Origin of the sequence: Proteus penneri, assembly GCF_022369495.1 — a bacterium.
Taxonomy (GTDB): domain Bacteria; phylum Pseudomonadota; class Gammaproteobacteria; order Enterobacterales; family Enterobacteriaceae; genus Proteus; species Proteus penneri.
This window is the reverse complement of record NZ_CP059690.1, coordinates 3,030,728-3,055,937: the sequence shown is the minus strand read 5'-3', so window position 1 is coordinate 3,055,937 and position 25,210 is coordinate 3,030,728. Positions and strand designations below refer to the sequence as shown.

The following is a 25,210-nucleotide window of genomic DNA, read 5'->3' as shown; positions in this document are numbered from 1 at the left end:
CGTTTTTATGCGTCAGTTTTTTTCCATAATGCTCTGAAATGACTTGCCATTGCCGTAGTGATTAATCCTCCAATAACAGAGGTATGCTCGATTGCGAAATACATCGACAACATGGCCTTATCTCCCGTCATATTCCAAAACGTATGTACAATCACAATGGTCAAAAATAGGAAAACAGCGAGCGCTCCAGCACCTAGCCATAAATAACGATCGAAAAGGACTAATAAAGAACCTGAAAATAAAACGATCGCAGTGGCAATATTAAAAAACCAGTCTGGAGTTAATCCTGCTGCACGCATCTCAGCCAAACTATTTTGGTAATCAAACACCTTGGCAAAACCAGAGGAGAGAAATAAAACAAGAATGAGTAATCTGGCGATAAACCATAAAGCGCGGCTTTCAAGAATACGTGCAATTGAATTAGGCATTTTTCTATCCTCAATAATCTTCAATACAAAAGTCGGTATCCCACTGACTTGACTTCATGAGAGGAGAGGACTATAAAACCTCAAGTTAAGTTGAGGTCAAGAGGAAAGAATGAAAAAAGAGAAAATAGATTTCAATAGAGCACTTACCGTCGGTGAGGTAGCAAAACGTAGTGGTGTTGCGATTTCAACGTTACATTTTTATGAAGAAAAAGGATTGATAGAAAGCTATCGAAGTGCAGGTAATCAGCGGCGTTATCCACCAGTTGTATTGCGCTATGTGGCAATTATCAAGGCGGCCCAAAGTACGGGAATTCCATTAAAAGAAATCCAAGAAATATTGGGAAAGTACCCGCCAAATAGTAAATTAACGGCAGAACAATGGCACGAAATATCAACGGATTGGAAAGTGCGACTCGATGAACGCATTCGCCGTCTTAAACGATTACGTAACGGGCTTGACCACTGTATTGGCTGTGGTTGTTTATCATTGAGTGATTGTCCGTTGCGCAATCCTGATGATATTTTAGGTGAAAAGGGGGCAGGGCCTCAGATCCTATAATCAAAATGAAAACGATGCACTATCTGGTTTGAAAAATCCCTCATAGTCTTCTTGGTTATCAGTCATACCCAGTAAATCAAGTGTGAATTGGTGATAGAAACCTTGGTAAGAAAGAAATGAAATAAGCGCTTGATTAATAGTCTCTTTATTTTCTGTATCATCTAATACACTCTGTTGATGCGCATACATTAATATGCTTCGTTGGCGATTCTCTTTAAGTGTTTGATTACCATCATTCATAACATCATATTGATTTAGGAAATTAAGGATAGCCTTTGTATCATTGATGCCTTGATCTTGTAATTGCTGATAAAAATCTCGATTAAGAAAAGGCGCTAAAATATCACTTTCTGTAGCCCTAGGAAGGGGCACTGGTTGATTCTCTATTGCTTCTGTTTTATCTGTATTTATTCTTGAAGATAAATGAGATAGTGGCTGTGTATAGGAAGGATCAATCTTCATTAGGGAGGTCTCTTTGAGTTTGATTTTCATCTTGGCTTTCTAATAATTCAAACTGTTGAATATAATCAATTAAACGCGTTTTAAGATCTTGAGAAAATGCGAGTTGATTTTTTTCAGTATAAGGCCGATGAAATTGAGATTTGAGATCTTGCATAAAAAGAGGAGGATCAAAGAAAAGGATTTGTGATCCTGCGCTGACAGAAATTGTCGTATTATCATGGGGAATTAATTCAATATTTTGATCACTCAGTGTTTCTTCTAAATAAGGTTGTAAGGTTTTAGGAATATTAAGTGTGAGTTTATGATCAAAAGGGCTTGCGGCAATAAGTTGTTTTGTTAGTTCTATTTGCATATCCGGTGACTGGAAATATTGAGCAACTGTCCTTGTGATCAACTCTCTTTGTTCTATTTCATAGTTGAATAAATGTGTTTGATACTGAGAGAACAAGGTTAATATATCTCCCAATAGTGCTTTCAGTCCTTCGCTATAGCCTTGCCTAACCACAGCATCATGATGTAATTTAAGTTTTTTCTCAGTATCGCGAATAAGTTTTTTCGCATTATTTTTTGTCGCGAGATTTATTTTATGGATATTATCCAATTGTCGGATATAACGGGCGCGAATAAGCACCCCTTCACAGGTATAATCTAGCAGTTTTTCATGCACAGAACGCAGCATAATTAAGCACCAAAAGAAAAAGTGAGCGTGATAAAGATAAATCCGTTGATAACTCTAATTGGGACTGATTTATAGGAAAACAGAGTTTAAACCGTTGTGCTAATGCGACTGAAATAGAGTGAATAAAAGTAAATAATAATTGATAACCTATTGTGATAGGGGCTATCTCGTTATTATCATTTTTATTTTCCTCATTTATCAAAATGACTGGTCTTAAAGAGAGAAACGCTTGCAATGATGATGGCAGTTGATAGTAATCACCTGAGTGTAAAATATATTGAGGTGAGTAAAAATAACCTAAAAATAGAGCACATTGAGGTAATAACGACCATTGAGTAAATAGTTTTTGGGCGACAAGGTCGGTTTCTATATCGCAGTCTATTTCAGTGATCAGTTTATGTTCTTTAATTAATTGATAATTAGCAAATTGCTGCCAAATAAGTTTATCATCGAGAGTTGCTACTGTTTTATAGTCTGGGTGAATGTATTGTAATGGTTCATACATCACGGTAGAAATTTTCTCAAACTGTTGAAGAGAGAATGTCATCTTTTTTCTCCTTCATCATCAGCTTTTTTTGGCGATACTTTATAAAAATAAATATTGTAATGAACAGTAAGCCAATAAAAAGTGGACCTAACAACCACCAATAATTAAAAGTGATAGCACTATTTTCATCAGTAGTGAGAGGTTTTAATACATTTAATTTATTGATATTGCGTGGATAAAGTAGAACAGTAATATTATCTTCATTCATATCGTTAAAGGAATTATGAATAAAAGCGCGAATATCTTCACCAAGTTGTTCTGCATCAGGCACACTGTCTTCATAAAAAATTATGGCAGATGCGTGAGGAGAAGGAATAATGCGCTCTGAGGGGGAAATAGGATAACTAATATGTACTCTTGCATCGATAACACTTTCAATGGTGAGTAATGATTGTTCTAATCGTTGCTCAATAGCCGAAATTAACCGTGCTTTTTCTGCCTGTGGTGAAGACACCAATGCATCAGAAGGAAATATTTGGGTAATTTCAACCCGCGTATTACTAGGCAATTGATACTGTTCCAATATTTGAATCGCGACAGCAACATCTTCTTTTTTAACTGACACATCAAATAATCCTTTGCCTAATGCGGTTTGGGTACTGGTTATCTGATGCTTTTGTAATACAGCTTGCACTTGTGTTGCTTGACGCTGATTCAGACCGGTTAATAATGACTGCTCTTTACACCCAGTTAATAGTGAAACCAGACAAAATAATAACATGCTTAATAAATATCTGGTTTTCATCACTATTGCGCCTTTAGTAGGGTTTCTACGATATTCAATGATTTTCTTGCCAAGGTACTGGCTAAATTCATGGTAATGGTATAATCATTTAGCGTGGTTTGTAGCTTGGTATAGCTATGAACATCAGAAAGCTGACTTAATGTTGCCAGTTTTTCATGTATTTGAGTTTCATACTGAAAACTACTGGCAATATTTTTTGTTATTATTGAAGATAATGAATCTTCATTATCTGTAGTTTCAGATAACGCAGATAAATTAACTGTAGAAACAGGTAAAATAGCCATAAATATCCTTTATATAATTTAAAATTAACGCATATTACCAATAATACTCATCGCTAAGTCTTTAACGACTTTAATCGATGTTGATTCAGCATTACGTGTAATATTGTATTCAGCTAACCTTGCTTGATAGTCTGCTAATGCGGCGGCATTCGAGGTATCTGCTTTTAAAGCATCAAGTGCTGATTTTAATGCATCACTTTGATTTTTAACTGGGTCTTGAAAGTAATCGTCTATTTTTTTAATTGAGCTTACATCATCGGTCACTGAATTATTTGCCATAATATTAATCCTCTGAATATTTATGATTTTATGTTAATGAAATCCGAATATTATCCCTTGGGAAAATAACGGTGTTGGCTATCAATAAAAATATATCCGTTCTCTTCTTGTAAAGTTGCTTTATTGATTAAATCAGGATTACCTATACTCTCACGGTAAAATATAAATTTTCTGCCAAAAATAAAGGTTTGTTTTTTTATAAATTGCTCAAATTTTATTTTGCTTTCTTTATTCAAAACATCATCAAATATAAACGTGATCCCATTCTTATCTTCTTTTATTTGATAACTGACTTTTTTTATAAAAGAGAGTGTATTTACCTCTTCAATTAAACTAGGAATAGATATGGCTTTGATAGTTGGTTGGCAAAAGGTAGAAAACTGTTGTTGAATAACTGAACTGATTTTATCTTTTTCATGATTATTATGATAAACAAAAGATATTATTGGATTTGAATTATTTTTAATTATAATATTGTTTGTTATTTTACTCTCTTTATTAAAGATAAGATTTAATTTTTTAATATCTATATATGAATATCGACTGTTATTATTGTTTGTTTTAACCCATTCAGGCGCGCTATCGTCATAGAGGCAATAATGATTTTTTAAACCTAAAAAATAGTGATAGTTTTCTACTGATAACGTTGGTTCTGGTATGATGTTGTTAATTTCTTTTTTGTTAAAAAATAAAAATGAAATAGATAATAATGAAAAAAAGATAACTGTTATCAATATAATGGCTATCTTTTTTCGGGGGGTAATGTTAGATGATTTATTCTTAAATACTAATAGCTCTTTTTCCAAGTTATCATTTTTACTAATTAAAAACATAGGGATATTATTAAAATAAATAGGTTTATTAAAATATATATCCATTTCAACACCTATTTCATTCGCTATCACACTCTCTTCTATAACTAATGTACTTTGATCTTCTTCTGTATTTTTTAGTTTGACATTCACTTTTTTAACCAATTCTTCATCACTGCATGGAATGTAAATCTGATTTGCATCATTATTATGTATTTTATTTCTCTTGTTGTATGTTGATATTGAATATTCATTTGGAATTAATGATATTTTTGTATACTTTAATGGTCCATTCAAAATATATAAATAATAAAGCATAAATATATCCTAGAAGTTATCGTGCCTATTTATTGTGTGAATTAATATTGGTCTTCAATATTGAAATGTTTTTTTAAAAAAAAGAACAGGTTTTTTATTTGCTAATTTAAGGTGTGTTTTATAAAAATATTTTGTAAAATATAAACTTGCTGCTTTAATTATACATTTTTATCACTAATTATTGATGGTATTATTCGAAGAACATGCAAATCATAACACGTAAATTGTATTCCGTTAGCGATATTGTATCGTTATCTTTTTCATTTTTGAGTTGATTTATATTTTTGAGGTTTAAATTATGTTGATAAACGATATAAAAATAAGTGGAGATAGAAATATCTTAATGGGGAATTCATTATTTTTTTGTATTCCCTTGAATAATGAATCATCAATTAAAATAAGAGATGGACAATTTACAAAAATGATAAAAGGAAGTGCTTTTATTTATAATGCTAAAAATAGTGATGTTGTTTTTCAGTCTGATAATCAAAGTTGGAAAATGGAAAAAAGATCTTTTTTTATCTGTGCCAGGTTATTAGCCTTTATTGATTATGCTCGTGATTTTTCAAAAATGACAGCAATAGGCACTGAATTTGATATTAATCAGCAGATTTTTTATATAGAAAGTAGAGAGGGATCATTAGAGTACATATTAATTAGCGAAGCTTTAAAAGAGAATAGCCAATTAGAACCTCTTTTTGTCACCATAAGACATAGCGAAAGCTATTGGCTTGTATTACATCTCATCAGTTATTTAGATGAGAAAAAGAGTAATATTGCTCAAATTGGAGAGCGCTATGGTGTATCAGGCACGCATTTTAGAAGACTTTGTAAACGTTATTTAGGTAATTGTGGTAAAAGCCAATTACGTTCATGGCGAGCAGCATCATCGATTCTTACTACTTTATCAACAAGTGAATCTTTGACACAAATTGCAGTAGATAATGGATTTAGCTCTGCATCCCATTTTTCTAATGAAATAAAAACACTGTTTGGTATTACACCGACGGAATTTCGTCGAATTGGTCACCTTCTCTATGAAAATAAAAAATAATATTTGCTGTGCTATTGGGCTATCAATTTGTTGTAGTTTAACTTTTCCTGTTCAAGGTGCGGAGGGAAAAGTTATCTACACACATCAGGTAAAAAAACCTGATATGTTTATTGCTGTTGATACTCGTATTGAGCAATTTTTCTTTGTGTTATCAGATAAATTAGATAAACCATTTATTTTAAGTAACGCTGTAAAGAAAAAAAGAGTGACAGGGAATTTTGATATTTCTTCACCTCAGGATGCTTTTGATTTGATGGTGCGCAGAATGTCATTACTCTATTTCAATGATGGGGAATCTATTTATGTTTATGATAATAGTGAGATCCAACAAGAACTGTTCCAAGTAAAAAATATTGGAATGAGTGAAATCAAAGAATATCTTCAAGATGTGGGTCTATTTGATGCCCGTTTCCCATTACGTTCAGGGCAGGATCAGCGTACTTTTTATATTTCAGGACCTCCTGTTTATCTTAAATTAGTTAAAGCGGCTGCTGACTATCTAGATAATGCGGTTCAGGAACAAATCTATGAAAATATAAGTAATCAAGTACCAACAGGTAGCTCTCGTTATGGAGAGGAATTTGTGCAAGTATTTGCACTAAAAAATACCTTTGTGCAAGATAGAACTTATTATTTACGAGATGAAAAAATTGTATTACCAGGTATTACAACGGTACTCCAGCAGTTATTTATGTCTCAAGCAGGAACACCAATAAAGCGCACTTACTCTTCAAGAAATAATACTGTAGAAAGGGAAAGTGAGGTCTCACAGCCTACAGATAATAATGACAATAACTTATCAGTTACACCCATTATTACACAAATGGGGAGATATCATGTTGAATTGGTTCCTTTACCTGCTGCAAATAGCTTATTAGTTAAAACCAGTCGAGAAGGATTGGAATTAGTCGGCTCCTTGATTGACCAACTGGATAAACCTAAACGACAAGTTGAACTATCTCTATGGATTATTGATATTTCAAAAAATAAAGCGGATAGCTTAGGTATTGATTGGCAAGCAGGATATAGCTCAGGCAATCACTCTTTCTTTTTTAATACATCAAGTTTAAGTGCTGCATCAGGTTTGAATTTCTTAGGAAAAATAAGAGCATTGACAGAAGATGGCGATGCCAAAATGGTTTCTCGTCCTATTTTATTAACTCAAGAAAATACTCCAGCAATTTTTGATAATAACACCACCTTTTATACTCAAATTAAAGGTGAGCGTGTTGCAACATTAGAATCGACAACTTTTGGGACGATGATGAGCGTATTGCCAAGAATTGGCAATTCTAATAAAGAAATTGAAATGATCATCAATTTGGAAGATGGGGCAGAAAAAAAAGATGATAAAGCAAAAGATGAGACGGTTGAAAGTTTACCTGTAATTAACCGTACTAATATTAGTACCGTCGCACGAGTTTCAGAAGGGGGAAGCTTACTAATTGGTGGCTATACTCGTGAAGATAATATTAATGCTGAAACTAAAATTCCCGTATTAAGTTCAATACCTTTGATTGGCGGGTTATTTAGTTATAAATCAGATAATAATAAAAAGATGGTGCGCATTTTTATGTTACAACCTCGTTTATTAGATAATACAGAAACTGATTTATCCGAATCAATAAGCCAAAATCCATTTCAACCAATGGATAAAAAAACAACACAAGCATTGCAACAACTTCAAGCTTTTATGGGGTAATGTGATGATTGCGCCAATTAACTCTTCCATACCAATTAGACAGGAAACAAAAGAAAATAACGTTAGCCGTAAAAATCAGCAAGAAACGGAATATAAGCAACCTAAAATTTCAGAAAAGCAAAATTACCAAAATCAATTAGCTGATATTGCTGATGATATGTCGATGGTTGTGACTCAATTTTCTCAACGCTATGGAAAGTGGTTAGATAAAAAAGCCAATCGGGGGAAAAGTACACTCTATATAACGGAAGATGGATCAGATAAAAAACTCAATAAAGCTTTGTTAATGTTTAAAAAGTCAGGTCAAAGTATTCAGGAGCTTCTTGCTTATTTACGGCAAATGTTTCCTGATGAAAGTGACCTCGTTATGGTATTACGCGAGTTATTAAGAAAGAAAAAACTCGGTGCTCAGTTAGATGCTGGAATAGAAAATGAAATCTCTCGATTACTTGAGGGGAAAAATGCCAAGAATATTAAAGCAGGGATAAATATTGCTTTAAAAGCCAAAACATTTGCTAAGTTATTAGCATTAAATCCCACAGTATTACGTGATTTATATCGAAGTTATATTAATTTAGATATAGAACCGATCTTTTTCTTTCAGATGTGGATGGAAGAATATGATATTAAACAATGCACAATTATTTTGACATTTCTTTCCCAAAGTTTGTTATGTGATATGCAATCTTTAATGCCAAGTTGTGCTCAAAGTTCTGAATTTGGACAATTATTAGAGCGAGTCAATAAACTAAGAGCATTATATAGTTTTATAGAGTTAAGTATGAGTTTTTTTAAGAATATAGAGTTAAAAAATACCATATCAGAAAAACAACTCTATCAATTAATATTATATGGCATGACATATCCAGGTGATATAAATAAATATTTAATTTCGTTATTATCCGGTGAGTGGGGGAAGTTATTAATAACTATAAAAATGAAGTTATTACAGGGAATAAGAAACATGTTTAATAAGTTTCCGGAGAGCTTGTTTTTATCTGATGAGTTTAGAATTGAGTGCCAAATGATTATTCAGAATATTATAGATAAATATATAAATATAGAAAAATATCACTTAAGAAAATCGATATAAATATAATGTTAAACATATTTTAATGGATATAAATTATGGTTTATAAATTTCTTTCTGCCATTAGAAATCGTCCTGAACTTATTGTATTAGCTGTGATGGTTTTAGTAATCATGATGCTAATTATTCCGCTTCCAACTTACATCGTCGATTTTCTTATCGGGTTAAACATTACTATTTCTCTTTTGATTTTTATGAGTTCTTTTTATATTACCCGAATCTTAAATTTCATGACATTCCCTGCATTATTGCTGATAACCACTCTTTTTCGCTTAGCACTTTCTATTAGTACTAGCCGTTTAATTTTACTTGATGCTGATGCAGGTGAAATTATTACTTCATTTGGTGAGTTTGTTATTGGTGAGAATCTGGTCGTCGGTTTTGTTGTTTTCTCAATTGTCACTATTGTGCAATTTTTGGTTATTACCAAAGGTTCTGAACGTGTTGCAGAAGTTGCAGCACGTTTTTCATTGGATGGTATGCCAGGTAAACAAATGAGTATTGATGCTGATTTAAAATCCGGCATCATTACTAATGATGAAGTAAAAATAAGGCGTAAAGAATTAGGGCAAGAGAGTCAACTTTATGGTTCATTTGATGGTGCAATGAAATTTATTAAAGGTGATGCAATTGCCGGTATTGTTATTATTTTTGTCAATCTTATTGGTGGCATTTCTGTTGGTATGGCTCAAATGGATTTATCGATTTCACAGGCTTTACATACCTACACATTACTGACCATTGGTGATGGCTTAGTTGCTCAAATTCCAGCATTACTTATCTCTATTAGTGCTGGTTTTATTGTTACTCGTGTTGGTGGTGAAAATAAAAATTTAGGTTTTAGCATAATGAATGAGCTATTAGCTCAAGATTTTGCTTTATTGGTGACAGCGGTACTGGCATTTATTATTGGTTTTTTACCAGGTTTTCCAACACCGGTATTCCTTATTCTTTCTGCGATCATTGCCTTTTATTTCTTTAAAAAAAATAGGGGAAATAAGAAGAAATCCACAGCATCATCGACAACAGAAGAAGGAGGAAAAAATGAAGAGGGAGAAAATAAAAAAGGACTTATTTCTAATCTTTTTTCAGGAAAGAAAAATGAAGAAGAAAATAGTTTACTTACAGAAACGATCTCTTTAGAACAAGCAGAAACTTTACCTTTAATTGTTACTGTTTCCACGACAAAAAAAGATTACCTAACTAAAATTGTTTTTGAGAAATGGCTTAAAAAAGAGTTTATTTTACAATATGGTGTTTTGCTACCTGATATTGTGATCCACTATTCTGATGTAATTGAAGAAGACAGGATAATCATTTTAATCAATGAAGTAAAAGCCGACGAATTTGATTGCCCATTTTCTCTTATCAATATAGAAGAACCGAATGATGAATTTTTTTCGTTAGGATTAAAGTATGTTGAAAAAGAAGACAATAAAATAAAAAGATATTGGGTAAAAGAAATAGAAAAAGAGAAACTCACCAAATTAGATTATCAAATTATTAAATCAGAGAATTACTTTTATAATAAGTTCTCATCTTTGATGACATCTAATATCATCGAATTCTTAGGTATTCAAGAAACTAAAAATATCCTTGATAAAGTTGAAGAACGAGCTCCTGAGTTAATGAAAGAGTGTTATAGACAAGTTTCTATCCAACGCATTAATGAAGTTTTACAAAGACTAATACAAGAAAAAATACCTATTAGAAATATAAAGACAATTGTTGGTGGGTTAGTACAATGGGGTGGAAAGGAAAAAGACCCAATATTATTAACTGAGCATATTCGTTCATTGTTAGCACGGTATATAAGTAGTTTTTTTTCTAAAAATGGAAAGATTAATGTTGTTATATTATCTAACGAAGTCGAAGAGATAATTCGTAGTGGGATAAGACAGAGTTCTTCTGGTACATTTCTTAATTTAGAACCCGCTGAACTTGATCTTATTATGGAAAAAATGACAGTTGCTTTTGATGAAATTAAATATATTCAAAACTATGTTGTTTTAACGGCAATAGATATAAGGCGATTTGTCAGAAAATTATTAGAGACGCAGTTTTCACAGCTTTCAGTTTTATCCTATGACGAATTATCTTCAGATATTGAAATAAATGTCTTGCAATCTATTTAGGGGAAGAATATGTCTTGTGATCTTGCTAGTTTAATTATCGACTCTATGAATGTCATTGGTCGTGATGATCTTTTTTCTAATGGAAAATCTATCGATAACCATTCAACAATTACCATTAGCCTCGGTGAAATGCCCGATATCAATTTATTAACTGTCGACGATGTTCCTATGATTTGGTCTGTATTACGTGAATATGATGAAAATCAATTACAGCAAAATAGTAGTGGTATTTTATTAGAGCAAATTAATGTACAGACAGAAAGTTTTTATCCTGGGCAGCCTGCTTTAGTTAAAGTGGAGTCTGATTTAGAGCTGAGAGCTTCTTTTATGCCTATTGCACTACAAAATGGTGAAACAATGGCAAAAGCAATTGATGAATTTTTTCAAGTTATGAATCAAATTCATCAGCAATTTATTAATTAACAATGAACAACTTTTTTTCAGCATTTCGTTACGCAGCTCATCCCACACGAATACAAGGAAATATTTTGGAGGTGATGTTGCGTGATGTTTTTATTGGCGAAATTTGCCAAATAAAAACAGGCATAGAAAATAAAGAGGTTGTTGGTGAAGCTATTGTTATTGGGTTTCGTAATGGCATAACAATACTTAGTATGATGGGAAGCTCTCAAGGATATTCTTTACAGATAGTCGTAGAGCCAACAGGAAAATCTTTTTCCGTTGCGTTAAATAACAATGTATTAGGTAGCATGATTGATATTAAAGGGCATTGCTTATTGAGGTTTGATCACAGTAAGCCACCTGAAGAAACGTATAATGAGTTATTTCCTGTTGACGCAAATCCTCCATCATTTAATGACAGACTGCCTATTAACACACTTTTTCAATCAGGAGTGCGAGCTGTTGATGGATTATTAAGTTGTGGATTAGGGCAACGAATGGGAATATTTGCGAGTGCAGGAACAGGTAAAACCATGTTAATGAATATGTTTATCCGTTTTTCACAAGCTGATATTTTTGTTATTGGTCTAATCGGTGAAAGGGGACGTGAGGTCACTGAATTTGTTGAAGAGTTGAAAAGTGATAGTCGCTGTAAAAAAACAGTTTTGATCTGTTCTACTTCTGATCAACCTGCGGTTGATCGTTGTAATGCTGCGCTCGTGGCAACAACGGTTGCAGAGTATTTTCGTGAGCAGGGAAAGCATGTTGTCTTATTTATTGATTCTATAACACGTTATTGTCGAGCATTACGTGATGTTGCACTTACTGCGGGTGAATTACCTGTACGTAAAGGTTATCCCGCTTCTGTATTTGATAAGTTACCTGCAATCTTAGAGCGGCCTGGCGTGACTAAAGTCGGTTCGATTACTGCTTTTTATACTGTTTTATTGGAGAGCGATGATGAACCTGATGCAATAGGTGAAGAAGTACGATCTATTTTGGATGGTCATATTTATCTTTCGCGCAAAATTGCAGCATCTGGCCATTATCCTGCTATTGATATTTTAGGCAGTGTAAGCCGTGTTTTTCAACAAATCACGAGTGAAAAACAGCAACAAGCAGCATTAAAAGTAAGACAAATTTTAATGCGTTTACAAGATATTAAATTACTGCAAGAACTTGGTGAATATCATGCCGGTGATAATGCACTTAATGACGAAGCCGTCAATAAACAAGCTTTAATTGAACGTTTTTTAGTTCAATCATTTAAAGAAAAGGCTGAATTCCAAGAAACTCAGGAAAAGCTATATGCGCTTACCTCTTGAACAACAATCTCTTATTAATGCTGTTATTAAACGTCAACAAAAAATAGAAAAAAAACAGCACCAATATCAACAATTATTAATTGAAGCTGAAAATAAAAAAATAGAACAACAACAATTAGCTAATGCGTTAAAAAATGAGATACCGACTTATGAAAAAGCAGGTATCTATTCTTTTATCTCATTAAATCAACAGCGACGAAAACAAGCTATCGTTTTATCATCATTAAATATATGTTATGCCCAAATTAAAGAAATTGAAAATAAATTAATTCAATTACAAGAAGATAAGATGGCTTTGCAAAAAGAGTATCTTGTAGCTGTTAAGAAACAAAAGAAAATGCAACGTTATTTTGATAGAAAGCTGTTAGAAAAAACACTATATCTAGAACGTTTAGAACAGAATGAGATACAGGAGATGGCGTTGTATGAACAAAATAATAACTGATAGTGCTAGATTAACTCAGATTACTTATAATGATGAGGTGCATTTTAAAAATAATGAATCTCAACTAAAAACTATAACGTCTAAAAATCTACAGAAATTTAAACATAAACTGCAACTATTATCTCTAATTAGTAAAAAAGAATTTATTTTTCAACAGCAATTAATAAGTAAAAAAGATAATAGTATTGAGCACAAAGATATTGCAGAAGTTATGGATAAAAAAGAAAAATTGTCCACAAAGAAAAACACCAAAAATGAATTAGAAGTGGATAGTGATGAGCTTAAAAATCTAGAGGGCTTATTACTCAATCAGCAAATAATGCAGCCAGCTATCCCATCGCATTTAAAAAAGCAGCTAATTAAACAAGGTATCAATATAAAAGCTAATAATTTATATAATAACATAAATAATATTGATAAAAAAAATAGACCGATAGATTTTAAAAATTTGTCGTCTACGCTGAATAGTAAAATAAAAAATAAAAAACTGAACATAAATCAACAAGAAAAATTGGTATTTGATAGTCAATTAGATAAAAAAGAAGATATAAATACAATACCATTACTAAAAAATAATAACTTGAAACATAAACTAGAGTCAGAAAATAGAAGTAAATATATTGATGGTAATAAGAAAATTTATATAGATGATTTAATATTAAGTAAAAGCTCAAGCTCAAAAAATAAATTAGATGATAGTTTGATAGAGAGAAAACTACATCATGGCTCTATGAATGAAGATAATAAAATCACTTCGTTAGAGAATGAAGGGTTATTGTTAAATAATAAATTAAATCCGAAAGATCATCATGCTTTTTTAGACTCTGACCTTAAGTCAGAAATAAAAAATAGAAAGCAAGAACAATTGCAAAATATATCTTTGATAAATGCTAATATGTTTTTAGATGATGTATCAAAATCTCAGTTAATACCTCAAATAAAAACATCGTTTTCTGGTAAGCAATTACTTAATTTACCGACATGGAATATTTTACATAAAATAGATACTTCGTCCTTTGGACCTAATAATATAACTTATGTTTTTAAACGTTGGGGAAATAATAATCATCAAGTGCAAATTCGCTTTGCACTAGAAAATCAAATTCGATTAATTGCATCAACTGGACGAGTTTATCAAGCATCATTTGAAAATTTAAATCAGTATCAAGGTCGTTCAACACTATCTTTAGAGAATAATGAGAAAAATAGCTATACACATATTAATTCAATTGATGCAGATAAGCATAAAGAGGATGAGTATTGATGAATACGTCATTAGATAGTGAAGATTATGATGGCAGTGCGATGAAATATTTATCCGCATCATTTGATTCATTGCCTACTGATATATCAAGCTATTATTTTCATATTAAAGGTGAAAATACATTAGGCACTTTAAGTGGGTTCATTTTAGTGAATACTGTTATGGCTAAGATCTACCCTGAAAAAAATATTGATTGGACACAAGTTCCTGCATCTTATTTATGTGCTTTTTTATTAGAAAAATTCTCAAAAATTACGCTTCCTTTTTCACAAGAGCCGATGTCTCTTAAGATAAATACTGTCTGCTTGGGAAAATCTGCTGATATTCGTTATCCCGTAGTCAATAGTGATATTGGTGAATTATTTATTGACAAAATTAAAGGTAAATTTCAATGGATGAACATATCAGAAAAGAAAATTGGTGCTATCGCTGATTTTTATTGGGGATATAGCCAAATTTCCCTTTCATTACTTAAAAGTGCATTACAAGGCGATATTTTATTAATTAAGACAGTATCTCCAATGTTAGTTATTGGGCAAAAGAAATGGATGAGATTTGAATGGAAAGGAGAAAATAGCGTGGAATTAAATGAAATGTTTGATCCTGATGAAAATGATCTTGATGATCTAATTCAACTTCAGCAAGAAAATCTTGATGATCATAATGATGTTACTTCACCAACTCTAGTGCATGATAATTCTGTCAACTTACAATCTATTAACTCTATTCCTGTTACTGTCTCTTTTTTATTAGCGAGTAAGACATTATTGATAGAACAGATAGAGGCACTTGCTCCTGGTGATAAAATAGAATTACCAGAAAATGCTTATCAACATATTATTATAAAAGTAAATGGCATATCCGTTGCATCAGGTGAATTAGTTAAAATTGGCGATAACTTTGCTGTTGAAATACAACGTTCTTTTTCAGCTCAAGAGTAAATTTATGGATAGCCCAACAACCTTAATTTTGACGCTTGCTTTTGCAACATTAGCACCTTTTATTATTGCAGCAGGTACATGCTATTTAAAGTTTTCAATTGTATTAGTGATGACACGCAATGCGCTTGGTGTTCAACAAGTTCCGTCAAATATGGTACTTAATGCAGTTGCATTGATGATGGCTCTATTTGTAATGACGCCAATTGCCAAAAATAGCTATCAGTATTTAGTTGATGAACCTATTAGCATAACATCACCAGAATCACTAGAACGCTTTTCTGATGAAGCGCTAGGTGAATACAAACGCTATTTATATCGTTATTCAGAACCAGAATTACTTGAGTTTTTTGAAAAAGCACAAGGAAATAGACCTGAAAGCCATGGTGATAGTGAAAATATTGAAAGCTCTTTGCTTTCATTATTGCCAGCTTATGCATTAAGTGAAATTAAATCTGCATTTATTATCGGGTTTTATCTCTATCTTCCTTTTATTGTTATTGATTTGGTGGTGTCGTGTATTTTATTAGCCTTGGGGATGATGATGATGAGCCCTATAACCTTATCAGTACCATTAAAACTTATTTTGTTTATTGCAATGGATGGTTGGACTTTATTATCAAAAGGATTGATTAATCAATATCTTGATCTTATGGCGGTAAGCTAATGGATATGGTCTATGCAGCAAATAAAGCAGTCTATCTGGTTATTTTGCTTTCCGCTGCTCCGATAGCAGTAGCAACTTTTGTTGGCTTAATTATTGGTTTATTACAGACTATTACGCAAGTTCAAGAGCAAACATTACCTTTCGGTATAAAGTTAGTAAGCGTCTTTGTTTGTTTGCTGATAACAATGGGCTGGATGGGCGATAAAATATTAGTCTATGCAAAAGAGATGTTAGTCATAGGATTATCTGGATAAATAACATGTTGATACTATTCGGGTATTTACAAGTTTATTTGGTCGATTTACTACTTTTAGTTGCTCGCTTATTTCCTGTCTTTATGTTTATTCCCTTTCTGAATAGCCGTGTATTAAATAGTCAGCTATTGAAATACATTATCGTATTTTATGTTGCTATGGGAATAAAAGCTAGCATTCCTATTACTGATAATATTAGAGATAGTTGGGGAATTATTCTAATCAGTGAGCTAGTGATTGGCATATTAATTGGGATGCTAATAGCGACACCTTTTTGGATTGCCTCAGCGTTTGGTGAGTTTATTGATAATCAACGAGGTGCAAGCATTGGTGATACCATCAATCCAACGACAGGTATTGAATCTTCTGAATTTGCATCTCTGACAGGATTATTTTGCGTTGCCTATTTTATGAATACTGGTGGTCTAATTATTTTAATGGATACCTTAAAAGATAGTTATGATGTTTTTCCTATCGGTTATTTTAATCAAAATATTGGCTACTCTTTTATTGGTAAATGGTTAACCGAGATGGTGAGAGTAGCAATTGTGTTAGTTTCACCTGTACTTATTATTATGTTTTTAAGTGAAGTTGCATTGGGTATTTATTCTCTATTTTGCCCACAACTTAACGCCTTTTCTTTATCACTGTGTATTAAGGGGATCATTGCATTTTCGGCGTTGCTCCTCTTTTTTTCCTCTGCGTTAACGAATGATTTATCTGAATTTTTTAACAACAGATATTTTTATGAGTTATTTATGGAAATTTATCATGGCTGAAAAAACGGAAAAGCCAACCCAGAAAAAACTGGATGATTCAGCTAAAAAAGGGCAAAGCTTTAAAAATAAAGAGCTAACTTCGGGGTTAGTTTATATTATTGGGATGATGTATATCTTTCATCAGACTGATTTCACAGAGTTTATTCGTTTTTACCAATCACTTTTACTTCATCCTACTAATATTACATTAAAAAGTTATATTGAAGTAATATCAAAAGTTTTTTTTGATATCATTTTACCAATATTAGTAGTAACCGCATTAGTTGGTACTATTCCTTCTTTATTTGAATCACGTTTTAAACTTGCCACTGAAGCAATAAAACTAGATTTAACTCGTATTAACCCCATTTCTGGATTTAAAAAAATATTTAGTTTAAGAACAGTAAAAGATTTTATAAAAACACTGCTTTTTATAGTAGTATTTATCATTACTTGCTATTTATTTATTATTGTATATGGGCGAGAAATCTTTTTTTTATATCGTTCTGGATTAAATCAAGTTATTGATAAATGGGGCTCGCTAGTTGTTAGTTTTATATTTGTTTTTTTTATATTGTCTTTACCTATTCTTATTTTAAATATTATAACGGATTTCTTTCTTTTCTTAAAAGATATGATGATGGAAAAGCATGAGGTTAAACAAGAAAATAAGAATATGGAGGGTGATCCAGAAATAAAATCAACACGTAAACAGTTACATCAAGAATTACTTGATGAGCCTATGAAGAAAGTAATTAGAGATTCTTCTGCGGTAATTGTTAATCCAACCCATGTAGCAGTTGGGATCTATTTCGATCCTGATAATGGAATTATGCCATTAGTTTCATTGAAATGCGTTAATGCAAAAGCATTAGCTGTTAAATCCTATGCAAAAGAAGTGGGAACACCAGTTGTAAGATATCCCGAATTAGCACGGAAAATTTATCATAGATATCACCTTTTTGAAGTCATGATGGATCAAGATTTATTGGATATTATGGATATTTTAATCTGGTTGAAGAAAATAGAAATCGATGGAAGATTAAGAGAAGAAATAGATTATATAAATTAATAAATAATTTTATAAATATAAAAAAAAATAATTAATTTTTATAAATAGTAGCGTGTGTTTTATTAAAGTAATTGAACGAAAATTATTCTATGATTTTATTATTAATTATTCATCTAAGATGAAAGGATTAACATTATGTCAGTATATGAAAAAATGTCAGAAAAAGAAATTGATCAATTAGCAAACTATATTGTTTCTATTGTTCAAAATGGGACAACACTTAAGGATGAAAGCACTATTCCAGAAGGATTTATGGAAGGAATCTACTCATTTGCTTATGACTTCTACCAGAAGGGAAAGTTGGATGAAGCCGAGGCTATTTTCAAATTTTTATGTCTCTACGATTTTTATAATGTTGATTACATTATGGGACTTGCTGCAGTTAATCAATTAAAAAAACAGTATCAAGCGGCGGTTGATCTATATGCGTTAGCTTATTTAAATGCAGATAAAGATTATCGCCCGGTATTTTATGCAGGGCAATGTAACTTGTCTTTAGGTGAAAAAGAGAAAGCAAAGTATTGCTTCGATCAAGTGGTTAAAAATATTAATGATGAAACAATAAAAGAAAAAGCAATAGTTTATTTAGAGTCATTAAAAGATATTCCACTTATAGTCATCGATGAAAGTAAGGATGAATAATATGAATGGTAAAGTTAATAATGATATTATCTATGAGCGAAAAGTTTCTACTTTTTCACCTTCTAAAGAGATTGAAAAAGTTAATAAAGAAAGTGTAAAACAAGCTCAAATAATTAATACGGTTACTAATGAGAAGTTAATTAATGAGGTTATTTTAAAAGATAAAAATAACTTTGAATACCCTATTCTAAGAGCACCCATAGAACAAGAAAAAAGTAGTAAAAAAATCGATACTAAATCGGATTTAAATTTTAATATTAAAGCAGCGTCAGAGCAAGAATATCAGACCCAGCTATATCCTCAAAAAAAAGAAAAAGAAGATGTATTAAACAGCCCAATTGAGGCAAATAGAAAAGAAGAGATTTTAGCTAATCAAAAGCATCTATATGATGATAGTCATTATATTGTAAAAAACAAAAATACTTTTTCAATCGATTCTACAAAAACAGAAACAGAAACAGAAACAGAAATTCAACTATTATATACTGAATCAAATAAATCAAAAATTTCCTCTTCAAAAAGAACAAATGATTACCTCTTTCTACAATTATCATATCAAAATCTAATAAATAAAAGCATCTTAGATAAATTAAAAAATATTGATAATCTTGATTATTATCTAGATAAATTAGATAAATTATCTCAAGGTTTTAATGGACTAAAAAATGATTGTCAATTTATTTTAGATGATGTAAATAAATATAAAGAAGCTTATACTGATTATTGGATGGAAATCTATAATCAAATTAAGATTAATAAATTTAAAAATAAAAAAGAAATTATTATTTTTTTAAAAAATAATAATATTCCTGATGCGGTTGTTAGTAAATTACTTGCTAAAAAAATTAATAGCAGAGAGGAAATGGCGGTTTTTCTTGAAGATAATTTTCCTTTCATGCGTTTACCTAAGAGCACTAAAAATTATACTTTGGATGATATTTATAAACTATATAATAAATTAGCTAATTTTTTAGACGAAGCATTTAAATATATACCAAATGTTTCTCTGAGTAATGATAAAATTAATTCAATTACATCACATAGAGATGAATTAAATTCATTAATTAATAAAAAACATGATGAATCAATCAATAGCAGATTAGATAGCGCACAAGATATTTATAACAAGCTAACAAAATTGCAAAGTAAAATAGAACTCGAAGTTGCATCACATGCACTAACGGGAATGGCATTATTAACTTTTTTATTAGCAAAATTACGAGAGTTGACATTAAGAGTCACCTTACAACGTGTCCAGGGTGAACAGAAAATATTTGATGATATTCAGGAAGTTACCACTAAATCATTAAAACAAAAAATTGAAGATCAAAAAACTCAACTTGAAAAAAAGAGAGAAACTGACTTTTGGGCAGGAATTGGCTTAAAGATACTTGGTGCCTTATTAACACTTATTGCGGGTGCTGCTTCTATTTTCACGGCGGGTGCTTCATTGGCTTTGCTTGGTGTTGCTGTCGTGATGATGGTAGCTAGTGTCTCTTTAATGGTTGCCGATGAAATTTATCAAGCGATAACTCATAAATCGTTTATGGAAGAAGCAATGGCTCCTGTTACAAAAGCGGTAAGTGAACTTGTCGATAAACTTGCTGATGTTATTAGCGATATAATTGAGGCTTATATTGATGCTTCCATGTCTGCTATATTATCGAAAGCGGGTTTGGGTAAAGAAGCTATTGAAAAAATTATTAAAGAATCTAAAAATAAAATGAAAGAAAAGATAAGAATGGCAGTAAAAATTGTCATTACTATTGGACTTTTAGTGGGAGGGGTTGCATTAAGTTGTGTTGCTGGTCCAGCGGCTAATGCAGTGACTAATGTAGCTAAAAAGATTTTTACTGAACAAACTAAAATGATATTAAAGAAAATCTTGAATGATTATCTTGAAGCCATGTTAGGTAAAATGGTTAAAGAAATAATTATGGAGACATTGAAGGATATTATAAAATCAATTACTAAACTGCTAACTAAAGATCTTGCCCAATTTGGATTAAATACTTTGAATAAAATGCTTTTAATATCAAGATTAATCACAGCAGCAGTTTCAAGTATTATTAATATATATACAGCGCTCATTACTGATGCCATTATTAGAGCTGTTGCAGATTCTAAAAAATTACAAGTTATATTAGATATGATCCAAGCATTAATAGAGAGAATTATGGATAGTTATCATGAACAAGTAGATACATTAACTGAAATGTTGCAGAGCATGAGTGATAATTTATCTGCAAGTAATAAAACTCGAGCAATTATTGTAAAAAACATGAATATTTAATTCATTTTATAGGGGCAACATTATGGCTTTCAATGTAAGTAATCAACTGAATAATATACCTGTAATAAAAGAACAGTTAGAAAATATTTTTGATGATAATGTTAAGGAAAATACCAAAATTAATAATTTTATATTTGATAGTAGAGGAAGGTCAAAAGAGATAAATGAACGGATAGAAAGAGAAAAAAATCAGGTCAATACTGTAATACCTGAGTTAAAGAAACCAAAAATAGAAAAACCTGATCTACAATGTTTAATTATTGAGTTAGACAAAGGTAAACAGTTAAAGGAAAACAATACAATAAATAATAATATTTTTAATTTTATTTCTAAAGAAATGATAAACATTATTAACTTAATGATTGATTATCTATTGTTTATGATAAAAAAATATGATTCATCAAGAAAGTTAGGGAACTTTTTTATAAAAATGCAATTAGATTTTGCGAATAAAATAAAAGATGATCTATATGAAAAAGCAGACTTTATATTATCTGCTGCTATTTCAAGTGCCGCTGTTTCTATGGTTATTCATGGTATTGGTGCTTTTACCTCTATAAAAGGAATGGGTGAGTTGAAATCACCAAATGAGACAACGAATAAAACTATGATTAAAGGTTCATTTATTTCAGCAGCGGCAGATCCTACATCAAAAATAGTTGATAATACTGTTCAAAATAACGCATTACGTATAGATGGAAATATTAAGACATTAGAATCTGCTGGTCACGCAATAGGACAAATTGATAATAATAACTCTGAGATCCAACGCGAAGCCTCAGATATTATTAAAGCATTAATACAAGCAATAGAGGCAATTATTCGGGCCAATCAAGATGCTGCTTCAACGATTTCTAGTAATGTAAGAGGTTAATAGTGATAAATTCAATTAACTATAATGAGAATTATAAAATAAAATATAACAATCTTGAGTTAAATAATAATGATAAACAACATGATCTGATATCTAATAATGAAAGAAATAAAAGAATTGAAGATTTTTATATAGAAAAGGAGAGGGTTAAATTAATATTAAAAAATAATCTTGCTGACGGTTTATTTTCAGTGCCGAAAAACATTAAATATGTTAATTCATTAGAAGAATCTATTTATTCTTGCGATAGTCAACATAAAATAAATAGTATTAATGCCAGAATTTTAAAGAAAAATATATCTCAAATTCAATATGTAGACTCTCAACTTAATGACAGAAGCAGTTCTAATGCTGATTCATTGCATGATTTTTTTAAAGAAGTCAAAGATTCTATAATCACAGGTAAAAATGATTACTTAGATGTTTTAAAAGATACCTTTTCTAATTATATGAAATTTGTTAATGAATTAAGAGAGATATTAGCAAGTATCAGTAAATATGTTAGTGCAGCAAGTGATGATAACCATATTAATTTTAAACGAAAAGATTTTTATAAAAAAATAAAAGATTTTATTGATAAATATAGTTCTATTTCCAATGAAAATCTTTATTTCGGAGAATTTGTTTTCGAACAAGATAGTGATGGTCGTTTTTATCGTGAAATTGGAGGAGAAAGAATATATGCTAATGGAATTATGGTGCCTATTGACGCTATAGAAGATTTATTAAAGGATGTTAAAAGTGGCAAGTTTAGTACAAATCAATTACCTGGCCCACCAGTTAAAATTGAAATTTATTTCAAGGTGGACTTATCTCGTTTTGATAAATTATTAGATTTAGTATTAGGTGGATCATCAGAGGATGAGATGAATAAGTCCCCTGATAATGCAACTGTTAAACTTTTATCATCAGAATTTAATTTACTAAAAAATGGTATGGATGCATTTGAAAAAAATATAAATAGTAATCTTGATGAGCTTTCTAAAAAATACAGTGCTGCCAATAGCAATTATGATAATTTTGTTAAAATAGTAAGTAGTACGATGAATACATTACTAGAAATGGCAAAAGGATTTCTACGTTTCTAATTTTTGATAAAGTGATATTATGGAAATTAAAGTGATTTTAGGGATAAAAAAGAGCTGATATTAGAATAAATATCAGCTCTTACATTGATAAAAAATAATTTAGAATTTATATTCAACACCTAACCAGTAATTACGACCATCTTCCATATAACCTTGAGTATATTCATAAGACTTATCAAAAAGATTATTTACAGAAGCATTAGCAGAAACACCATACCCAAAATCATAATCTAAACGGAGGTCTGTTTTTGCATAGCCTGCCAGTTTGTCATTTTCATCAATGCGGTTATAGGTCCAACTTTGTGCTTCTTCCATAATGGTAAAGCGAATCTGTTCTACAGGAATAAATGCTATCCACATATAGGCTTTATGTTTTGGTAAACCTTCAATGTGTGTTACTTGTTTCGGATCGCTATGGATATAGCTGTAATTTAAGCCAAGCTCTAACCAATCTGTCACATTACCTTTAGTCCCTAAATCTAAACCAATATAGTCAACACGCCCGCTATTTTGGTTTTGAAAGAATGCGTTGCCATTGCGATAAACGGTATGCGCCATAATTGCATCACTGACACGATTGTAGTAAACGCTAGTTTGATAACCCCATTTATCTGTAATGTGTCCTTCATAAGTTAAGTCGAAAGATAATGCGCGTTCAGGATCTAAATCTGGATTGATGATCCCTTTTGAGCCATCTTTGGGTTTTTCACTTGTGTAACGCTCTTTTTGTGTAGGGAAACGGCTACGATCAGATACAGAGAAACGTACAGCATCATCATTAGCTAATGAATATTTTGCCATCATTTCCCAGTTAAAGGCTGTTTGTTTGTTATCATCAGCGCCTTTGTCAGTCTCAACACTATCGCGCCAGTCATAGCTAATTGCACCCACTAAATCGAGATCATTAGTGGCAGCCCATTGATATTCTGTTGCTAAAGACCATGTTCTGTCTTTATAACGCATCCACTCACCATTTTTCTCTTTTTGAGAACGGTGAACGTCATCTTTCCAGTGAGCAGCGAAAGAGAGCAGATCATTTTCACGCGTATCGATGCCTAATTGTAATGCGGCACCTGTGCTGTAGTCGTCATAGTGGCTATAGCTGACATCATCTTTTTTATTATTTTTAGGGTACATATAGAGCGTATTTTCAAACTTATCGTGGTATGCACGACTTTGTAGATTAATACCATCGGTGATTTGTGTTATACCACTGTAGTAATAGCTTTCTTTGTTGTAATCTGGCCATGCCCAATATTTATATTTACCTTTCGCATTAGGATCTGTATTCGGTGGGCTATTTTTTTCACCGTCTTGTTTTACATAAGTTAGGGTATATTCGTCAGAAGCGCGTGGCGTCCAACCCACTTTGATCATGCCACGTTTATCATCAGTTGCAGAGTTATCACGACGCCCATGAGTTCCTGCCGCTGCATTATTTTCATCAGCACCTGGGATTGGCGTGAAACGTTGCTTTAATTGGCTACCACTGATTTGAATAAAGCCTAAATCATTACGCGCACCTAAGCGTACACTCATATTGTGTGCATAATCAGCACCACGGGCAAAACCTTGAGAATAAGCGATACTGCCTTCTAAGGGTTTTTTCGGTGTCGCGGTGGTGATATTAATTGCACCACCCATTAAGTTAGGGCCTTGCAGTAATGAGGTATAGCCTTTGTTGACTTCAATGCTTGCCAGATCGTTTGTGGTAAAGCGAGCCAAGTCTAAGTTGCCATCATAAGGAACATAAGTCGGGATACCATCAAAGAATACAGGTACTTGACGGCTATCAAAACCACGTACTTTAATGGTGTACTCATTACGGTTACCCGATTTTTGCATTACAACACCGGGTAATGTTGCAATGGCTTGCGCCGCATTGACCTTATTTTGTTCAAGCATTTGTTCTTGCGTTAATATATCTGGATTCGCTGCAATAGGACTACTCCAAACAGTTAATAAATCAGGAGTGGATTGCCCATAAGTGGTGTCAGCAAGTGCAATACTGGGTAATAGAGCAAGAGATAAACAGTAGCATAGAGGTTTTAATTTCATCATTCCAATCTCAGTTTATAATCTATATATAATCTT

General features: G+C 31.6%; 27 protein-coding genes. 18 read left to right on the top strand and 9 right to left on the bottom strand.

Annotated features, from left to right (window positions below; translation table 11 throughout):
- Positions 1-5: 5 nt before the first annotated feature.
- Positions 6-428, bottom strand: coding sequence for a DoxX family protein (locus H1225_RS13775; protein WP_109400105.1), 423 nt, complete (start codon positions 426-428; stop codon positions 6-8).
- A gap of 109 nt (positions 429-537) precedes the next feature.
- Here H1225_RS13775 and soxR point away from each other — a divergent pair, with 109 nt between their 5' ends.
- Positions 538-987 carry a redox-sensitive transcriptional activator SoxR gene (soxR, locus tag H1225_RS13770; protein ID WP_006536309.1) on the top strand — a complete coding sequence of 150 codons (450 nt, stop codon included), beginning with the start codon at positions 538-540 and terminating at the stop codon, positions 985-987.
- Here the strand turns inward: soxR and H1225_RS13765 are convergent, their stop codons facing one another.
- Genes H1225_RS13765 through H1225_RS13735 form a run of 7 tightly spaced genes read right to left on the bottom strand, consistent with a single transcriptional unit; the run spans position 988 to position 5,113 of the window.
- Positions 988-1,449, bottom strand: a complete 462-nt coding sequence (locus H1225_RS13765; RefSeq protein WP_072064455.1) for a hypothetical protein — start codon at positions 1,447-1,449, stop codon at positions 988-990.
- A complete protein-coding gene (locus H1225_RS13760; RefSeq protein ID WP_161724082.1) occupies positions 1,439-2,128 on the bottom strand; it encodes a type III secretion protein in 690 nt (229 codons plus the stop codon). Before H1225_RS13760 ends, H1225_RS13765 begins: the two co-directional genes overlap by 11 nt.
- A complete protein-coding gene (locus H1225_RS13755) occupies positions 2,109-2,675 on the bottom strand; it encodes a hypothetical protein (RefSeq protein WP_006536305.1) in 567 nt (188 codons plus the stop codon). Before H1225_RS13755 ends, H1225_RS13760 begins: the two co-directional genes overlap by 20 nt.
- Positions 2,650-3,420, bottom strand: a complete 771-nt coding sequence (sctJ, locus tag H1225_RS13750; protein WP_161769651.1) for a type III secretion system inner membrane ring lipoprotein SctJ — start codon at positions 3,418-3,420, stop codon at positions 2,650-2,652. Before sctJ ends, H1225_RS13755 begins: the two co-directional genes overlap by 26 nt.
- A 2-nt stretch (positions 3,421-3,422) precedes the next feature.
- On the bottom strand, positions 3,423-3,704 hold the full coding sequence (sctI, locus tag H1225_RS13745; protein WP_006536303.1) for a type III secretion system inner rod subunit SctI: 282 nt from the start codon (positions 3,702-3,704) through the stop codon (positions 3,423-3,425).
- Between the two features lie 24 nt (positions 3,705-3,728).
- The gene (gene sctF, locus H1225_RS13740; RefSeq protein WP_006536302.1) at positions 3,729-3,983 is read right to left on the bottom strand and encodes a type III secretion system needle filament subunit SctF; all 255 of its coding nucleotides are present in this window, start codon (positions 3,981-3,983) and stop codon (positions 3,729-3,731) included.
- A gap of 50 nt (positions 3,984-4,033) precedes the next feature.
- Positions 4,034-5,113 (bottom strand): hypothetical protein, encoded by a 1,080-nt coding sequence (locus H1225_RS13735; protein ID WP_161727403.1) that lies wholly within the window; start codon positions 5,111-5,113, stop codon positions 4,034-4,036.
- A gap of 298 nt (positions 5,114-5,411) precedes the next feature.
- Here H1225_RS13735 and H1225_RS13730 point away from each other — a divergent pair, with 298 nt between their 5' ends.
- The 17 genes from H1225_RS13730 to H1225_RS13650 all read left to right on the top strand — a co-directional run bounded on the left by H1225_RS13730 (position 5,412) and on the right by H1225_RS13650 (position 23,116).
- Positions 5,412-6,167, top strand: a complete 756-nt coding sequence (locus tag H1225_RS13730) for a helix-turn-helix domain-containing protein (RefSeq protein ID WP_109848160.1) — start codon at positions 5,412-5,414, stop codon at positions 6,165-6,167.
- Positions 6,151-7,869, top strand: coding sequence for a type III secretion system outer membrane ring subunit SctC (gene sctC / locus H1225_RS13725; protein WP_239739196.1), 1,719 nt, complete (start codon positions 6,151-6,153; stop codon positions 7,867-7,869). Before H1225_RS13730 ends, sctC begins: the two co-directional genes overlap by 17 nt.
- Before the next feature lie 4 nt (positions 7,870-7,873).
- On the top strand, positions 7,874-8,962 hold the full coding sequence (gene sctW / locus H1225_RS13720; protein ID WP_239739192.1) for a type III secretion system gatekeeper subunit SctW: 1,089 nt from the start codon (positions 7,874-7,876) through the stop codon (positions 8,960-8,962).
- Positions 8,963-8,997: 35 nt separating this feature from the next.
- Positions 8,998-11,094, top strand: coding sequence for an EscV/YscV/HrcV family type III secretion system export apparatus protein (locus H1225_RS13715; RefSeq protein WP_109848163.1), 2,097 nt, complete (start codon positions 8,998-9,000; stop codon positions 11,092-11,094).
- A 9-nt stretch (positions 11,095-11,103) separates the two neighbouring features.
- Positions 11,104-11,517: an InvB/SpaK family type III secretion system chaperone gene (locus tag H1225_RS13710; protein ID WP_161670899.1), complete on the top strand. Its 414-nt coding sequence runs from the start codon at positions 11,104-11,106 to the stop codon at positions 11,515-11,517.
- Between the two features lie 2 nt (positions 11,518-11,519).
- A complete protein-coding gene (sctN, locus tag H1225_RS13705; protein ID WP_239739187.1) occupies positions 11,520-12,821 on the top strand; it encodes a type III secretion system ATPase SctN in 1,302 nt (433 codons plus the stop codon).
- On the top strand, positions 12,805-13,266 hold the full coding sequence (locus H1225_RS13700) for a type III secretion protein (protein ID WP_161727402.1): 462 nt from the start codon (positions 12,805-12,807) through the stop codon (positions 13,264-13,266). The genes sctN and H1225_RS13700 overlap by 17 nt, the downstream gene beginning before the upstream one ends.
- Complete coding sequence (locus tag H1225_RS13695) at positions 13,247-14,530, top strand: hypothetical protein (protein ID WP_239739186.1); 1,284 nt, start codon at positions 13,247-13,249, stop codon at positions 14,528-14,530. The genes H1225_RS13700 and H1225_RS13695 overlap by 20 nt, the downstream gene beginning before the upstream one ends.
- Positions 14,530-15,471: a FliM/FliN family flagellar motor switch protein gene (locus tag H1225_RS13690; RefSeq protein WP_115065649.1), complete on the top strand. Its 942-nt coding sequence runs from the start codon at positions 14,530-14,532 to the stop codon at positions 15,469-15,471. The genes H1225_RS13695 and H1225_RS13690 overlap by 1 nt, the downstream gene beginning before the upstream one ends.
- A 4-nt stretch (positions 15,472-15,475) precedes the next feature.
- The gene (locus H1225_RS13685) at positions 15,476-16,135 is read left to right on the top strand and encodes an EscR/YscR/HrcR family type III secretion system export apparatus protein (RefSeq protein ID WP_109400090.1); all 660 of its coding nucleotides are present in this window, start codon (positions 15,476-15,478) and stop codon (positions 16,133-16,135) included.
- Positions 16,135-16,389, top strand: coding sequence for a type III secretion system export apparatus subunit SctS (gene sctS, locus H1225_RS13680; protein ID WP_006536279.1), 255 nt, complete (start codon positions 16,135-16,137; stop codon positions 16,387-16,389). Before H1225_RS13685 ends, sctS begins: the two co-directional genes overlap by 1 nt.
- Positions 16,390-16,394: 5 nt before the next feature.
- The gene (gene sctT, locus H1225_RS13675; RefSeq protein ID WP_239739184.1) at positions 16,395-17,168 is read left to right on the top strand and encodes a type III secretion system export apparatus subunit SctT; all 774 of its coding nucleotides are present in this window, start codon (positions 16,395-16,397) and stop codon (positions 17,166-17,168) included.
- Complete coding sequence (locus tag H1225_RS13670) at positions 17,161-18,219, top strand: EscU/YscU/HrcU family type III secretion system export apparatus switch protein (RefSeq protein WP_109848168.1); 1,059 nt, start codon at positions 17,161-17,163, stop codon at positions 18,217-18,219. Before sctT ends, H1225_RS13670 begins: the two co-directional genes overlap by 8 nt.
- A gap of 135 nt (positions 18,220-18,354) precedes the next feature.
- Positions 18,355-18,861 (top strand): type III secretion system translocator chaperone SicA, encoded by a 507-nt coding sequence (gene sicA / locus H1225_RS13665; RefSeq protein WP_109400087.1) that lies wholly within the window; start codon positions 18,355-18,357, stop codon positions 18,859-18,861.
- Position 18,862: 1 nt separating this feature from the next.
- The gene (sctE, locus tag H1225_RS13660; RefSeq protein ID WP_239739174.1) at positions 18,863-21,154 is read left to right on the top strand and encodes a type III secretion system translocon subunit SseC family protein; all 2,292 of its coding nucleotides are present in this window, start codon (positions 18,863-18,865) and stop codon (positions 21,152-21,154) included.
- A 22-nt stretch (positions 21,155-21,176) separates the two neighbouring features.
- Positions 21,177-22,028, top strand: coding sequence for a type III secretion protein (locus H1225_RS13655; protein ID WP_161669894.1), 852 nt, complete (start codon positions 21,177-21,179; stop codon positions 22,026-22,028).
- A 2-nt stretch (positions 22,029-22,030) separates the two neighbouring features.
- Positions 22,031-23,116 (top strand): IpaD/SipD/SspD family type III secretion system needle tip protein, encoded by a 1,086-nt coding sequence (locus tag H1225_RS13650; protein ID WP_161727392.1) that lies wholly within the window; start codon positions 22,031-22,033, stop codon positions 23,114-23,116.
- A gap of 99 nt (positions 23,117-23,215) precedes the next feature.
- Here the strand turns inward: H1225_RS13650 and H1225_RS13645 are convergent, their stop codons facing one another.
- On the bottom strand, positions 23,216-25,174 hold the full coding sequence (locus H1225_RS13645) for a TonB-dependent receptor plug domain-containing protein (protein ID WP_239739696.1): 1,959 nt from the start codon (positions 25,172-25,174) through the stop codon (positions 23,216-23,218).
- Positions 25,175-25,210 lie beyond the last annotated feature (36 nt).

Excerpts from the sequence above, each read along its gene's own strand:
- H1225_RS13775 (WP_109400105.1), bottom strand. The coding sequence starts at position 428 with ATGCCTAATTCAATTGCACGTATTCTTGAAAGCCGCGCTTTATGGTTT.
- soxR (WP_006536309.1), top strand. The coding sequence starts at position 538 with ATGAAAAAAGAGAAAATAGATTTCAATAGAGCACTTACCGTCGGTGAG.
- H1225_RS13765 (WP_072064455.1), bottom strand. The coding sequence starts at position 1,449 with ATGAAGATTGATCCTTCCTATACACAGCCACTATCTCATTTATCTTCA.
- H1225_RS13760 (WP_161724082.1), bottom strand. The coding sequence starts at position 2,128 with ATGCTGCGTTCTGTGCATGAAAAACTGCTAGATTATACCTGTGAAGGG.
- H1225_RS13755 (WP_006536305.1), bottom strand. The coding sequence starts at position 2,675 with ATGACATTCTCTCTTCAACAGTTTGAGAAAATTTCTACCGTGATGTAT.
- sctJ (WP_161769651.1), bottom strand. The coding sequence starts at position 3,420 with ATGAAAACCAGATATTTATTAAGCATGTTATTATTTTGTCTGGTTTCA.
- sctI (WP_006536303.1), bottom strand. The coding sequence starts at position 3,704 with ATGGCTATTTTACCTGTTTCTACAGTTAATTTATCTGCGTTATCTGAA.
- sctF (WP_006536302.1), bottom strand. The coding sequence starts at position 3,983 with ATGGCAAATAATTCAGTGACCGATGATGTAAGCTCAATTAAAAAAATA.
- H1225_RS13735 (WP_161727403.1), bottom strand. The coding sequence starts at position 5,113 with ATGCTTTATTATTTATATATTTTGAATGGACCATTAAAGTATACAAAA.
- H1225_RS13730 (WP_109848160.1), top strand. The coding sequence starts at position 5,412 with ATGTTGATAAACGATATAAAAATAAGTGGAGATAGAAATATCTTAATG.
- sctC (WP_239739196.1), top strand. The coding sequence starts at position 6,151 with ATGAAAATAAAAAATAATATTTGCTGTGCTATTGGGCTATCAATTTGT.
- sctW (WP_239739192.1), top strand. The coding sequence starts at position 7,874 with ATGATTGCGCCAATTAACTCTTCCATACCAATTAGACAGGAAACAAAA.
- H1225_RS13715 (WP_109848163.1), top strand. The coding sequence starts at position 8,998 with ATGGTTTATAAATTTCTTTCTGCCATTAGAAATCGTCCTGAACTTATT.
- H1225_RS13710 (WP_161670899.1), top strand. The coding sequence starts at position 11,104 with ATGTCTTGTGATCTTGCTAGTTTAATTATCGACTCTATGAATGTCATT.
- sctN (WP_239739187.1), top strand. The coding sequence starts at position 11,520 with ATGAACAACTTTTTTTCAGCATTTCGTTACGCAGCTCATCCCACACGA.
- H1225_RS13700 (WP_161727402.1), top strand. The coding sequence starts at position 12,805 with ATGCGCTTACCTCTTGAACAACAATCTCTTATTAATGCTGTTATTAAA.
- H1225_RS13695 (WP_239739186.1), top strand. The coding sequence starts at position 13,247 with ATGAACAAAATAATAACTGATAGTGCTAGATTAACTCAGATTACTTAT.
- H1225_RS13690 (WP_115065649.1), top strand. The coding sequence starts at position 14,530 with ATGAATACGTCATTAGATAGTGAAGATTATGATGGCAGTGCGATGAAA.
- H1225_RS13685 (WP_109400090.1), top strand. The coding sequence starts at position 15,476 with ATGGATAGCCCAACAACCTTAATTTTGACGCTTGCTTTTGCAACATTA.
- sctS (WP_006536279.1), top strand. The coding sequence starts at position 16,135 with ATGGATATGGTCTATGCAGCAAATAAAGCAGTCTATCTGGTTATTTTG.
- sctT (WP_239739184.1), top strand. The coding sequence starts at position 16,395 with ATGTTGATACTATTCGGGTATTTACAAGTTTATTTGGTCGATTTACTA.
- H1225_RS13670 (WP_109848168.1), top strand. The coding sequence starts at position 17,161 with ATGGCTGAAAAAACGGAAAAGCCAACCCAGAAAAAACTGGATGATTCA.
- sicA (WP_109400087.1), top strand. The coding sequence starts at position 18,355 with ATGTCAGTATATGAAAAAATGTCAGAAAAAGAAATTGATCAATTAGCA.
- sctE (WP_239739174.1), top strand. The coding sequence starts at position 18,863 with ATGAATGGTAAAGTTAATAATGATATTATCTATGAGCGAAAAGTTTCT.
- H1225_RS13655 (WP_161669894.1), top strand. The coding sequence starts at position 21,177 with ATGGCTTTCAATGTAAGTAATCAACTGAATAATATACCTGTAATAAAA.
- H1225_RS13645 (WP_239739696.1), bottom strand. The coding sequence starts at position 25,174 with ATGAAATTAAAACCTCTATGCTACTGTTTATCTCTTGCTCTATTACCC.